The following is a 12,682-nucleotide window of genomic DNA, read 5'->3' as shown; positions in this document are numbered from 1 at the left end:
CGCGCTCGCGGCCGCGCTCGCCGGCGGGTGCAGCGGCGGCGGCGAGGAGCCGTCCGCGCTGCCCGACGTCCCGATGCAGCAGGACGTCGGCGCCGGCGAGGGGCGCCTCGACCTCGTCGTGTGGGCGGGCTACGCCGAGAACGGCTCCACCGACCGGAAGGTCGACTGGGTCACCCCGTTCACCCGCTCGACCGGCTGCCGCGTCCAGGCGAAGATCGCCGACACGTCCGACTCGATGGTCGCGCTGATGCGGACGGGCCGGTACGACGGCGTGTCCGCGTCGGGCGACGCGAGCCTGCGGCTCATCTACGGCGGCACCGTCGCGCCCGTCAACACCGGCCTCATCAGCGGCTACGACGACATCGCGAAGTTCCTGAAGAACCAGCCGTACAACTCCGTGCGCGGCCAGATGTACGGGATCCCGCACGGCTACGGCGCGAACATGCTGATGTACCGCACCGACAAGCTCCGGCAGCGCCCCACGTCCTGGAACGTCGTCTGGGAGCACGACTCCCCCGCCGCCGGCCACGTCGTCGCCTACGACTCGCCCATCTACATCGCGGACGCGGCGCTGTACCTCAAGGCCCACCGGCCCGACCTGAAGATCCGCGACGTCTACGCGCTGGACGAGAAGCAGTTCACCGCCGCGGTCGACCTGCTCAGGCGGCAGCGGCCGAACGTCAACCAGTACTGGGCCAACTACCTGGACGAGCTCCAGTCGTTCAAGAGCGCCGACAACTTCGCCGGGACGGCCTGGCAGGTCACCGCCAACATGGCGACGGCGGAGCGGGCGCCGGTCGCCACGACGATCCCGTCCGAGGGCGCCACCGGCTGGTCCGACACCTGGATGATCTCGTCCAAGGCCCGGCATCCCAACTGCATGTACAAGTGGATGAACTGGATCACCACGCCGCGCGTGCAGGCCCAGGTCGCCCAGTGGTTCGGCGAGGCGCCCGCGAACCCGAAGGCGTGCGCCTACACCGCCAAGGGCTTCTGCTCGACCTACCACGTGGGCGATCCCGCCTTCTACCAGCGCCTCGCGTTCTGGCGGACGCCGGTCAAGGACTGCGGCGACGACCGCGGCACCAAGTGCGTCGACTACGCGCGCTGGGCGCAGGCCTGGACCCAGATCAAGGGCTGACCTCCCCGGACGCGGCGCCCCGGCCCGTCCGGTGAACCCCGCGCGCCCGGACCGCGTGCTACCGGACGGGGACAGCGCCCCTCGGACGGCTCGTCCGCCGGGTGCAGTCCCCGCCACCGGACCTGCGCCGGAAGGTGGAGACGCGATACCGCCCTCCGCCGGATGCGCGACTCCACCGGCATGGGCCATGGTGGCGGTAGAGCGGATGCGGTCGACCTCAGGAGGGACCCATGGAACGCCAGGCTCGCGTGACAATCCGCAAACGACCCACGGTTCGTCGAGAGAGACCCACCGACCTCGACCTGCGAACCCCCGCAGGCCGCCCCCTCCCCTACTGACGCACGAAGCGGACACCACTCCCGGACGGCGGCCCGGCCTCAAGGCCAGCGGCCCGCAGCCTCAAGGCCAGCGGCCCGGGGCATCAGGGCCAGCGGCCCGCAGCCTCAGGGCCAGCGGCCCGCAGCCTCAGGGCCAGCGGCCCGCAGCCTCAGGGCCAGCGGCCCGGGGCCTCAGGGCCAGCGGTACGCGCCGCCGTCGTCCGGGACGTGATGCGGCAGGTAGCACTTCGTCGTGACGTGCTGGTCGCGGCAGTCGAGGCACAGGTACGTCCGGTGCCCGCGGAGCCCGCGCCCGCGGTCGGCGCACGGCGGGCAGACGCACGGCGACCAGCCGACGATGACCCGGCCCGGCTCCAGCCGATGACCATGAGGGCACACGAACGGCACATGCTCGCGGCCCGCCCGGTTCACCTCCACGACACCCCACCCTACTCGAACATACGATCGATCATGGTGCGGGTGCGGGACGCGGCTACGCGGCGGGCTTCATCGCGTAGCAGTAGTTCGACTTGCCCTTGAAGAAGTGCCTGGCGCGCGCGTCGCCGTACCGCCAGCGGCAGCCCGCGTCGAGCTGCGCGGACGTGAGCCGCATGGTGTCGCCCTTGCGCTTGACGCAGTACGCGCCGGGACTCGGGCTCTCGCGGTACTCGACCCATTCCCAGCCGAGCCGCTGGCAGTACGCCGTGAAATGCCCGGGACCGAGCTCCACCCTGACGAGCTTCGACGCCGACGGCGAGGACGATCCGGACGCCGCCTTGGACGGCGTGGCCCGTCCCGACCGCGACGGGCCTCCCGCGCTCGGCCCCCCGCCCGCGCTGCCGTCGGCCGAGGACGCCGGGCCCTCGCGCGTTCCCTGGCTACCGCCCACGGCTGCCTGAACTCCCGAACCACCCGGACTCTGCGACGCCGCCCCTGTCCGCTTCGGCTCGGAGTCCCCGTCCGCCATGGTGACGAAGGCGAGGGAGACGACCACGGCGACCAGTGCAGCCGCCACCCCTGCCCCTGCGGCCACCCACCTACGACGCCCGCGTCCCGTCCACGGATGCGGCGCAGTCACACCGTCCGACGACCCCACCACCCCGGCCGCCGTCACCGACGACTCCGGCGACGGCGCCACCAGCGATTCGGATGGCAACGGCCCCGGCGAATCCGACGGCGACGGCACCAGCGGCGACGGCTCGGGCGAACCCGATCGCGGCGGTTCCCGGGAAGACTCGGCGGACGACGGCGACAAGAGCCGCTCCTGCGGCGGCTCGGCCAGCGGCGCGGGCGTTCGGGCGGGGCGGGGCGTGCGGCGTAGCAGGCGGTCGAGGACGTCCTGTGCGGACGGGCGCCGGGACGGGTCCTTCTCCAGGCATTCGGCGAGCAGGCGGCGGAGCGGTTCCTCCACGCCGCCGAGGTCGGGTTCGCCGTGCGCGATCCGGTTGAACACGACGGGGATGGACTCGTTGCCGAACGGCGGGCGCCCGGTGGCGGCGAAGACCATCGTGGACGCCCACGCGAAGACGTCCACGGCGGGGCTGAGCTCGCCCGGTTCGAGCTGCTCGGGCGCCATGTAGGCGGGCGTCCCGGCCGCGCGGCTGACCATCGTCCGGGTTCCGGACAGCGCCCGCGCGATCCCGAAGTCGATGACGCGCGGCCCGTCCGCGCCGATCAGCACGTTGGGCGGTTTGAGGTCGCGGTGCACCACGCCGGCGTCGTGCAGCGCGACGAGGGCCGTGGCGGTCGCGATGGCGAGCCGGTCCAGGGCGCTGCCCGTGCGCGGGCCGTCGCGGGCGACGATCTGGCTCAGCGACGGCCCGTCCACGTACTCGCTGACGATGTAGCGGCGGCTGCCGAGCGTCCCGGAGTCCAGGACCTGCGCGGTGCAGAACCGCGCGACCTGCTTGGCGGCCTCCAGTTCGCGGGCGAACGTGCCGAGCGCACCGGGATCGCCCAGCAGTTGGGCGTGGAACAGCTTGATCGCCACCGGTTCCCCGCCCGCGTCCGGACGGCCGAGGTAGACGACGCCCTGACCGCCCTCGCCGAGCCGCCCGACGATCTGGTACGCGCCGAGCCGTTCGGGATCGGTGGGTTCGAGCGGCTGGACGTCCGGCACGCCAGCACTATACGGCCCGCCTCCGTCCCCCGAGCCGCTTCGCGGGCTTCCCCACCCGACCACACGGATCCCCGCCTCCAGAACCCTCCGGGACGACGCCGAGGGCCGCCGTTCAGTGGTCTCGGCGGGTCATGAGTTCGGCGAGGGAGCGGAGTTCCGCGGCCGCGGAGGGGACGGGGGTGGCGGCGTCGAGTTCGGCCAGCGCCTCGGTGAGCAGGTCCGCAGCCAGGGCCGTGGCCCAGGAGCGGCCGCCCGCGGTCTCGACCAGGGCTGCGGCGCGGGCGGGCTCGTCGCCGGAGAGAGGGGCGTCGCGGAGGTACAGGGCGGCCAGTTCACCGGACGCGGGAGTACCGGAGTTGAGGGCCGCCACCACCGGCAGCGATTTCTTGTGGTTGAAAAGGTCGGAATGGACGGGTTTGCCAGTGATGGCGGGGTCGCCCCAGATGCCCAGCAGGTCGTCGACGAGCTGGAACGCCAGGCCGAGCCGCTCGCCGAACGCGGTGAGCCGGGCCACCTGCGCCGGGCTGCCGCCGCCGTGGAGGGCGCCGAGCGCGCAGGCGCCGCCGAGCAGCGCGCCGGTCTTGCGGCCCGCCATCGCCAGGCACTCCTCGACCGACACGTCGCGGCGCCGCTCGAACGCCACGTCGGCGCTCTGCCCCTCCACCAGGTCGAGGACCGCGCGGCTCACGACCCGGACCCCGGCGGCGGGCACCGGCCCGTCGGCGAGCGCCTCCAGCGCCGCGGCGAGCATGGCGTCGCCCGCGAGGATCGCGGCGTTGACGCCGTAGGCGGCCCAGACGGTCGGACGGTGCCGGCGGGTGCGGTCGCCGTCCATCACGTCGTCGTGCACGAGCGAGAAGTTGTGCGCCAGCTCCACGGCGACGGCGGCCGGCAGGGCGGCGGCCGCCGTTCCGCCGACCGCCCGCGCGGTCAGCAGCGTCAGCGCCGGGCGGACGGCCTTGCCGCCGGAGCCGCCGGTCGGGCGGCCCCGCTCGTCCTGCCAGCCGAAGTGGAACGCGGCGATGTCGCGCATGGAGCCGGGCATGGTGTCGATCGCGTCCCGCAGGGCGGGATCGAGCAGGCTCCGGCTCCACGCCAACACGGCCGCCCCCGTCCGAGCCTCCGACGATCCGGGACGTGGCGGAGGTGTCGGTGCGGGGTCCTGCGAAGGACCTTCCGGCGTGCGGAGGACGGGCGGCCGGTCGCACCGCGTCGCCGGGGTGGGCGGATCGGTGTGCGGGGCGGCGTCGCCCCGGGGTGTGACCGGCATGGCGTCCTCCTCAGCGGGCGGTCTCGACGTTCTCCAGGACGCCGAGGGCGTCGGGCACCAGGATCGCGGCCGTGTAGTAGGCGCTGACCAGGTAGGACATGATCGCTTTCTGGTCGATGCCGGTGAACCGCACCGACAGGCCCGGCTGGACCTCGTCCGGGATCCCGGTGCGGTGCAGGCCGATGACGCCCTGGTCGTCCTCGCCGGTGCGCATCGCGAGGATCGAGCTGACCCCCGACCGGCTGACCGGGATCTTGTCGCACGGGTAGATGGGCACGTCGCGCCACGCCTGGACGCGGCGTCCGCCGATCTCGACCGGGGCCGGGTACACGCCCCGGCGGGTGCACTCGCGGCCGAACGCGGCGATCGTCTTCGGATGCGCGAGGAAGAACCGGGTCTTGCGGCGGCGGGCGAGCAGCCCGTCCATGTCGTCGGGGGTGGGCGGGCCACCGCGCGACTGGATGCGGTGCCGCAGGTCGCAGTTGTGCAGCAGGCCGAAGTCGCGATTGTTGATCAGCTCGTCCTCCTGCCGCTCCCTGATCTCCTCGATGACGAGCCGCAGCTGCTGTTCGAGCTGGTTCATCGGGCCGTTGTACAGGTCGGCGACCCGGGTGTGGACGCGCAGCAGCGTCTGGGTGACGCTCAGCTCGTACTCGCGGGGCGAGGACTCGTAGTCGACGAACGTCCCCGGCAGCACCGGCTCGCCCTCGTGCCCGGAGGCGAGCTCGATCTCCGCCTCGCCGTGCCGCGTCCGCGGCGGGCCGGACGCGTCGCGGACCGCGTCGAGATGGTCGCGCAGGACGTCGGCCCGTTCGGCGAGCTCGCCGATCGACTCCCGCGTCAGCGACAGCACCGTGCAGGGCGTGAGGGCCCGGTACGTCCGCTCCCAGTCCTCGGTGACGTCGAGCAGGGCGCGCCCGCCGAAGAACTGCCCGTCCGCCATGACGTCGGTCTCGGCGTCGCTGTCGTACGCGCCGGGCTGGCTCACCGCGACCCGGCCGTGCGCGATCAGGAACAGCTCGTCGCGAGGCCCGCCCCGCCGCACGATCGTCTCGCCGGGCTCGTACTCGTGCTGGACGAACCGGCCCGCGAGCGCCTCCAGCAGCGTGGGGTCGTCCAGCCCGCGCAGCTGCGGCACCTCGGCGAGCTCCGGGGGGATCACGCGGACGCTGGCGCCGTCGTTGACGAACGTCACCCGCCCGTCACCGACCTGGTAGGTGAGGCGGCGGTTCACCCGGTACGTGCCCGCGTCGGCGCGGACCCACGGCAGCAGGGCCAGCAGCCACCGGGGGGTGATGCCCTGCATCTGCGGAACGGACTTGGTCGTCGACGCGAGGTTGCGCGCCGCCGACGTGCTCAGGCTGAGCCGCTGGTCGTCGGACGTTTCGTGCTGCCGGGTCACCTGCTGTTCGGTCATGAGCGGCCTCCTCCGGGAGTCGCTGGAGCGGGGGGTCGAACACGGGCGGCGGAGGTACCGAGCCCGGTCGGTCCGATACGGAGCCGCGCACCGGAACCCCGGCCACGCGACACACCACCACCGCACTCAAAAGTCGCGTTGGGTGGGGTGGCGTTGTGTGGAGGGTTGGTCGGGGCGGCGTCGGGTGGGGTCGTATAGCGGGGGGTGGTGGTGGACCAGTGGTGGTGGCCGGCAGTCCATAGCCGCAGCGCCTCGACGTACCGGGTAAGGCTCTCGCGCGTCGCGGTGTCGAGGTTGTGCTCGGTGGCCAGGATTGGCAGATCGATGGCGGCGATGCGGTCGAACTGCCGGGAGCGGGCGCGGGCGGCGTCGGCGACGATCTCGGCGGCGCGCCGCGCGTCGGTGTCGAGGAACCGCTGGACGGCGGTCACGGCGTTGGCGTTCCCGCCCTCGACCTCGGTCTCCTTCCGATAGGAGACGAGGTCGTTGCGGAACCCTCCGACGTCGGCGAACGCCTCGCGGAGCGCCAGCACCGGGTCGGCGGACATGACCGCCTCGGGCACGTCCCCCGCGACGGTGTACCGCAGGAGCGTGCCGGCCAGCTCGGCGCCGCTGGTCTTGCGCCGCGTCTCGATGTAGTCGACCGGGTCGGGCACGCGGTTCTGGACGAGACCGGCCAGCTCCAGCAGCGTCCCGTCCATGAAGTCGCCGAGTCCCGTGGCGAGCGCGGCCTGCGCGTCGGCGGGCAGGGTCTCTGCGGTCCGCGTCCACAGGTCGGCCAGCCCCTGTTCCACCGGATCGGGCGCCTCCGCGGGGCAGGGCGCCGTCTCCTCGCACGAGTCCTGCGACGGCTCAGCCGGGACGGAGCAGGCGTCCGCCGCTGCGCCGGCCTCTGCGGGGGGAAGGGGCATGAGGTGGCGGAGGTGGTCGAGGTAGGCCTTGGCGCCGAGGTAGTCGCGCGGGCGCTTGAAGCGGTCGACGAGGACGTCGTCGAGATGGAAGGCCCACATGGTCCAGTCGTTGGCGAGTTTCAGCTCGGGACCGGACGCGTGGGGGTGGGTGAGGGCGGTAAGCGTCGGGTAGTCGGCCGCGTCGAACGCCTCGGGCGTCCATGCCGCGGGGCCGTCGTCGCTGACGATGCCCATTTCCCGCGCCCAGGTCGCGGCGTGCTCGCGGAGGGCGGCGGCCTGCGGGTTGGCCAGCGCGGGGCGTGGTGGCGGGACGTCCGGGACGTGGAACTCCCCGACCGGCACCGGGCCCGGCGGCCGGGTCAGCGACCGGATCCTGACCGGGGAGGCGGCGTGCTTGAGCAGCCCGGCCACCTCCGGCAGCCCCGTCGGGACGAGCCCCGCACCCGACCCCGCGCCCAGTCCGCGGACCGACTCCGCGCGCGAAGCGGAGCCCGATCCGAGGCCCGGCACGGTGGTCGACCGGGAGCCCAGTCCGAGGCGCGGGGCGACCCCCGACGCGGAGCCCGGCCCTGCGCCCGGGGCGGTGTCCGGTCCGGGGGTCGGGGTGGTGGTCGGGGTCAGGTTCTTGTTCATGTAGCGGCTGGAGCGTTCGTGCCAGGCTTGGCCGCCTGACTGCCAGTCCTGGAGGCCGTGGGCGTAGCGGAGGACGGCGAGGCGCGCGGCGTCGTCGAGGTCGTGTTCCTCGAAGAGGAGCGGGAGCTCGGTGAGGGCGGTGTTCTCGAACTGCTGCATGCGCGAGGTCAGCAGGTCGTTGGTGATGTCGGCGGCGCGCTGGGGTTCGACGTCGAAGAAGCGCTCCATCACGAGGACGCCGTTGTTCAGCTCGCCCTCGTCCTCGGTCTCGCGCTGGTAGGAGAAGATGTCGTTGCGCAGGTGGACGGCGTCGGAGAACGTGTCGCGCAGGACCCGCAGCGGGCGGGTGGCCGCGACCCGGGCGGGCACCTCCGCCCCGGTGGCGACCTCGACCAGCCCGGCGGACCAGGGGGCGCCGCCGACGCGGCGGCGCATCTGGACGTAGTCGATCGGGTTGGGGACGTGCCCGTCGTCGATGTTGGCGAGCTCCAGCAGCGACTCGTGCAGCAGGTGGTGGGTGCTCTCGGCGAACCGTTCGCGCCAGGCGTCCGACATGAGCGGGACGGTCCGCGCCCAGAGGTCGGCCAGGCCGCGTTCGACCGCGTTGGCGGGTTCGGGAGGGGGCCCGGCCCCCGCCTCTGGGGGCATGAAGGCGGGGAGCCGGGCGAGGTACTCCTTGGCGGCCGCGATGTCGCGGGTTCGTTTGAAGCGTTCGAGGAAGTGGTCGTCGAAGTAGAACACCCAGACGTACCAGTCGGTCATCAGGTCGAGGAGGGGCCCGGACGCCTCGGGGTGCGTGTAGGCGGTCAGGAGGGCGTAGTCATGGGAGTCGTAGTCGTCCTCGGTCCAGACGGGAGGGCCGGTGTCGTCGTCGCCGAGGATCCCGGTCCGGTACGCCCATGCCTTGGAGTGCTCGCGTGCCCGGTCGAGGTGGGTGTTCAGCCGCGCCGGATGCGGCAGGTAGAACTCCGGGAGCTGGAACGGCTGCACTAGGCCGCACCACCGTGCGCGATCTCGACGGACTCCAGCATGGCGAGCGCGTCGGGGACGAGGACGGCGGCGGAGTAGTAGGCGCTGACGAGGTAGGACAGGAGCGCCTTCTCGTCGATGCCCATGTACCGGACGGACAGGCCGGGCTGGTACTCGTCGGGGAGGCCGACCTGGTGCAGCCCGATGACGCCCTGCGCCTCCTCGCCGGTGCGCATCAGCAGGATCGAGCTGGTCTGGGTGGAGCTGACCGGGATCTTGTTGCACGGGAAGATCGGCACGCCGCGCCAGGCGAAGACGTGGTTGCCGCCGACGTCGACGCTCTCGGGGTAGACGCCGCGGGCGCTGCACTCGCGGCCGAACGCGGCGATCGCCTTGGGGTGCGCGAGGAAGAACGCCGGGTCCTTCCAGACGAGGGTGAGCAGCTCGTCCATGTCGTCGGGGGTGGGCGGGCCGCTGCGGGTGTAGATGCGCTGGGTCAGGGACGTGTTGTGGAGCAGGCCGAAGTCGCGGTTGTTGACGAGTTCGTTCTCCTGGCGCTCGCGCAGCGCCTCGATGGTCAGCCGGAGCTGCTGCTCGACCTGGTCCATCGGCTCGTTGTAGAGGTCGGCGACGCGCGTGTGGACGCGCAGCACGGTCTGCGCGACGCTCAGCTCGTACTCGCGCGGGGAGCCCTCGTAGTCGACGAACGTGCCCGGCAGGACGGGCTCGCCGTCGTGGCCGGACGCGACCTCGATCGCCGCCTCGCCGTGCGGGTTCTGCGCGTGCTGGGGGTTGTCGCGGAACTCCTCCAGATGGGCTCGCAGCGACTCCGACTGGGCGAGCGTCTCCTGGAAGTCGGACGCGCTCATCGTGAGCAGCGTGCAGGTGGTGGCGGCCTTGACCGTGTACTCCCAGAGCGCCGGTGCGCCGTCGTCGTCCTCGCGGGCGACCAGGGTCTGCTCGCCGAAGAAGTCGCCGTTGGCGAGCGTGCCGTGGACGGCGTCGGCGCCGTACTCGCCCGCGCCGACCTTGCTCAGCTTGCCGTGGACGACGAGCACGACCCGGTCGACGGGCCGCCCCTCCTGCACGATGACCTCGCCGGGCTCGTACTCGTGCTGGACGAAGCGGCCGGCCAGGGCGTCCAGTGCCGCGTCGTCGTCGTAGCCGCGCAGCGGTGGCAGCTCGCCGAGCTCGCGTGGGATGACCCGGACGTCGGCGCCGGTGGTCACGTAGGTGACCCGCCCGTCGCCGACGGTGTAGGTGAGCCGCCGGTTGACCCGGTAGGCGCCGCCCGACGCCTCGACCCAGGGGAGCAGCTTCAGCAGCCACCGGGAGCTGATCCCCTGCATCTGAGGGACGGACTTGGTCGTGGTCGCCAGGTTCCGTGCCGCCTTGGTACCCAGGCTCAGCCGCTGCTGTTCCGTCACGTCCACACCACCGATTCGTCGCCGGTCTGCCAGGAATGTGCCGTACTCGTAGCGACGCGAAGGCAGGGGGAACGGGCTAAAGTTCGATGTCGCCTTTTCCCTTCCGCCTCACGCCTTACCACCCGAGACGCTACCCACGGTAATCATGTGATCGCAACGGGCGATATCCCAGGTCCCCTTTGCCTCCCGGCTACACAAACCGAACCTCGACGGCATAGCGCCGACCTTTTCCGCAGGTCCGGCGCTCGGTGTTCTGGGTGCGGCGCTCAGCGCGCCCCGGCTCCGGCGGTCACAGGGTCCGGGGCGTCCTCGATTCCGGCCTTCTCGATCGGCACGCCCGCCGTCTCGCGGAGCTTCAGGATCGGCACCAGCGCCACCAGCGCGGCCAGGATGAGGTAGTAGGCCGGGACGGACCTGCTCCCGGTGACCTCGATCAGCGAGCCGACCAGCACGGCGGCCGTCCCGCCGAACAGCGACGTCGAGATGTTGTAGCCGATCGCGAACGCCCCGTACCGCACCCGCGTGGGGAACATGGCGGGGAACGTCGCCCCGATGACCGCGAGCATCAGCACCAGCAGCCCGCCGATGATCGCGTAGCCGGCCACGACCCCGGCCGCGCGCTCGGTCTGCATCAGCGCGAACGCCGGATAGGACAGCAGGAGGTAGCCGACCGCCGCCGCGATCAGCAGCGGCTTGCGGCCGACGCGGTCCGACAGGGCGCCGAGCGGCACGATCACCACGATCATCGCGGCCTCGACCCCGATGGTGATGAGCTGCGCCGTCACGTCCTCGATCTCCAGGTTGTCGGTGAGGTAGGACGGCATGAACGTCAGCAGCGTGTAGTCGGCGACGTTCAGCAGGAAGACGATCCCGATGAGCATGAGGATCGTCCGCCAGTTGCGGGCGAGGGTCTCCCTGAGCGGCGAGCGGGCCTTCGTGCCCGCCTGCTCCATCGCCTGGAAGGCGGGGGTGTCCTCGATGCGGGTCCGCACGTAGAGCCCGACGAGGCCGAGCGGCAGCGCGAGCAGGAACGGCAGCCGCCAGCCCCACGCGTGCATGCGCTCGTCGCCGAGCAGCACGTCGACCAGCAGGACGAGCCCGGCGCCGCCGACGTACCCCGTCAGCGTGCCGAGCTCCAGGAAGCTGCCGTAGAAGCCGCGCCGGTGCGTCGGCGCGTACTCGGCGATCATCGTCGCGGCGCCGCCGTACTCGCCGCCGGTCGAGAAGCCCTGGACGAGCCGGACCGCGAGCAGCAGCAGCGGCGCCGCGATCCCGATGGTGCCGTAGCCGGGCAGCACGCCGATCAGGAAGGTCGCGCCGGACATCAGGATGATCGTCGTGGCCAGCACCCGCTTGCGGCCCAGCCGGTCGCCCATCGGGCCGAAGACGAGGCCGCCGAACGGGCGGGCGAGGAACGCCGCCGCGATCAGCGCGAACGAGCGCAGCGTGGCGCCGCCCGACTCGCCGTCCGGGAAGAACACGGTGCCGATGATCGAGGTGATGACGCCGGCGCTGAAGACCCCGAAGTCGAACCACTCGATGCAGTTGCCCATCGCGGACGCGAGCACGGCCTTGCGGACGTCCGCGGGATCCGCCCGCGCGTCCTCGGCGGCATGGGCCCCCGCCGCCCCTCCGCCGTGCGCCCGCCCGGCTCCGGGATCCGCGTTCATCGAGACCTCCCGGGGCTTCCTCTGCCCGAAGATCGACGAAGGTAACGCCGGGGCGGGGGCGCGGCGGGGCGCTATCGCTTGCGGTGGTTCTTGGCGGTGCCCTCATCCTCCTCGTCGAGGAGGGCCTCCAGCGAGCCGGGCAGCTCGTCCGTCGTGCCGGGGAGCCTGGGGAGGTCGGTCGTCGCCTCGGGAAGGCCGGTCGTCTCCTCGGGGACGTCGGTCACCACCTCGGAGAGGTCGGTCGTCGTTCCCGTGAGGTCGTCCGGCAGTTCGGGGAGGGCGGCGGTGCTCGTCGGGTCGTCCTCGGCGAGGTCGTCGTCGTCCTCGGGGATGGCGACGAACGTCTGTGTCTCCTGCGCCCCCCGGGTGATCACTCCGCTGGCGAGGACGGTGTTGCGGTGCCGCAGCGCCCCGTTCTCGCGGAGCAGGTCGTCGACCTCGGCGCGGACGCGGGCCACCCGCCGGCTCATCCGCACGTGGACGAGGAACCCGCCGACCGCGAGCCCGATGATGAACCCGGCGATCGGGAACCCGACCAGCGGCGGCGCGAGCGTGGCCACCAGCGCGACCGCCACCAGCGCGACGACCGCCCCGAGCGCGCCGGAGTGCTTCTCCATCCAGTCCAGGACGGCGTTGACGCGCTTCGGGATCCTCACTCGCCTTCTCCTCCGCTTTCGCTCGGGGCGGGAAACGTCCGCCGATCCGCCGGTGACGACCGCACCGCGGCACCGGGTTCCGGGAACGCCGCGCGGCCCGCCGCCCGCGCCGGACGGCCGTGCCGGTGCGGCCGCGGGGGCCGCGCGCTCGG

9 protein-coding genes are annotated in these 12,682 nt (G+C 72.7%); 1 reads left to right on the top strand and 8 read right to left on the bottom strand.

Going from position 1 to position 12,682, the window contains the following annotated elements; translation table 11 throughout:
- A partial coding sequence (locus E1300_RS40780) for an ABC transporter substrate-binding protein (RefSeq protein ID WP_131762643.1) occupies positions 1-1,141 on the top strand: 1,141 nt, incomplete at its 5' end.
- A gap of 509 nt (positions 1,142-1,650) precedes the next feature.
- Here E1300_RS40780 and E1300_RS40775 read toward each other — a convergent pair.
- The 8 genes from E1300_RS40775 to E1300_RS40740 form a co-directional block, all read right to left on the bottom strand.
- Positions 1,651-1,896 (bottom strand): hypothetical protein, encoded by a 246-nt coding sequence (locus E1300_RS40775; protein ID WP_131762642.1) that lies wholly within the window; start codon positions 1,894-1,896, stop codon positions 1,651-1,653.
- 55 nt (positions 1,897-1,951) lie between these two features.
- Complete coding sequence (locus tag E1300_RS53025) at positions 1,952-3,577, bottom strand: serine/threonine protein kinase (RefSeq protein WP_242619708.1); 1,626 nt, start codon at positions 3,575-3,577, stop codon at positions 1,952-1,954.
- Between the two features lie 112 nt (positions 3,578-3,689).
- The gene (locus tag E1300_RS40765; RefSeq protein ID WP_242619707.1) at positions 3,690-4,679 is read right to left on the bottom strand and encodes a family 2 encapsulin nanocompartment cargo protein polyprenyl transferase; all 990 of its coding nucleotides are present in this window, start codon (positions 4,677-4,679) and stop codon (positions 3,690-3,692) included.
- A gap of 178 nt (positions 4,680-4,857) precedes the next feature.
- Positions 4,858-6,264 (bottom strand): family 2B encapsulin nanocompartment shell protein, encoded by a 1,407-nt coding sequence (locus E1300_RS40760; RefSeq protein ID WP_131762640.1) that lies wholly within the window; start codon positions 6,262-6,264, stop codon positions 4,858-4,860.
- Positions 6,261-8,798: a terpene synthase family protein gene (locus tag E1300_RS40755; RefSeq protein ID WP_131762639.1), complete on the bottom strand. Its 2,538-nt coding sequence runs from the start codon at positions 8,796-8,798 to the stop codon at positions 6,261-6,263. The genes E1300_RS40760 and E1300_RS40755 overlap by 4 nt, the downstream gene beginning before the upstream one ends.
- Complete coding sequence (locus tag E1300_RS40750) at positions 8,798-10,204, bottom strand: family 2B encapsulin nanocompartment shell protein (protein ID WP_242619706.1); 1,407 nt, start codon at positions 10,202-10,204, stop codon at positions 8,798-8,800. Before E1300_RS40750 ends, E1300_RS40755 begins: the two co-directional genes overlap by 1 nt.
- Before the next feature lie 266 nt (positions 10,205-10,470).
- On the bottom strand, positions 10,471-11,874 hold the full coding sequence (locus E1300_RS40745) for an MFS transporter (protein ID WP_131762638.1): 1,404 nt from the start codon (positions 11,872-11,874) through the stop codon (positions 10,471-10,473).
- A gap of 71 nt (positions 11,875-11,945) precedes the next feature.
- A complete protein-coding gene (locus E1300_RS40740; RefSeq protein ID WP_131762637.1) occupies positions 11,946-12,530 on the bottom strand; it encodes a hypothetical protein in 585 nt (194 codons plus the stop codon).
- Positions 12,531-12,682: the final 152 nt, after the last annotated feature.

It is taken from the genome of Actinomadura fibrosa (assembly GCF_900659615.1).
Classification (GTDB): domain Bacteria; phylum Actinomycetota; class Actinomycetes; order Streptosporangiales; family Streptosporangiaceae; genus Spirillospora; species Spirillospora fibrosa.
The sequence above is the reverse complement of the archived record's forward strand: the minus strand, read 5'-3'. Positions and strand labels throughout refer to the sequence as shown.

Coding starts and splice junctions, on each gene's coding strand:
- E1300_RS40760 (WP_131762640.1), bottom strand. CDS start 6,264: ATGACCGAACAGCAGGTGACCCGGCAGCACGAAACGTCCGACGACCAG.
- E1300_RS40745 (WP_131762638.1), bottom strand. CDS start 11,874: ATGAACGCGGATCCCGGAGCCGGGCGGGCGCACGGCGGAGGGGCGGCG.